1 protein-coding gene is annotated in these 638 nt (G+C 43.7%); it reads right to left on the bottom strand.

Annotated features, from left to right (window positions below; genetic code table 11):
• Positions 1–53 precede the first annotated feature (53 nt).
• On the bottom strand, positions 54–638 hold a 585-nt coding region (locus R7190_RS28355; protein ID WP_318137989.1), incomplete at its 5' end, for an allophanate hydrolase subunit 1.

Below are 638 nucleotides of genomic sequence, written 5' to 3'. Positions count from 1 at the left end.
GTCTTGAATCAATGACAAAGGCCCTGACTTTTCAACTAATAATCCTGATGCGCTCATAACGCTCCCCCTAACTCAAGAAATTCCTGTTTTGATACCGCATAAAACGTGACCTTGTCACCAACTTCAAAAGGAATAAAAGGAGGAGTATCCGAAAAGAGTGAGAGTGGAGAGCGACCTATGATATTCCAGCCACCTGGACTGTCTGATGGGTAAACGGCGGTCTTACTATCGGCAATGCCGACACTTCCTGATGGCACAAACGTTCTCGGCGTTTTTAACCTAGGCATGGTGATACTCTCTTCGACATCAGAAAGAAAGGCGAAGCCAGGTGCAAACCCAATCGCAGAAACGGTATATACTGGCTTTGTATGAGCATCAATAAGCGCGCCGAGATCAATGCCTTGTTCTTCAAAACGCTTCAAATCTAAAGCAGTTTCTTCCGAGTAATAAACGGGTATCGAAATTTCGTTAGGCTCAGCCTTGTCGGCTTTATTTGGGTCAAACGCGACTAAGATATTGTGCAGTATGTCGACTAACTGAAATTCACTGATTCTGAACGGTAAGTAATCAATTAACACGGTTCGATAGGAAGGAACGATATTCATGACAATATGAGACAGATGTTGGTTCATTGCTCG

The organism is Vibrio sp. 1078-1 (genome assembly GCF_033340475.1).
Note: the sequence above shows the minus strand (reverse complement) of the source record. Positions and strands in the feature narration are given on the sequence as shown.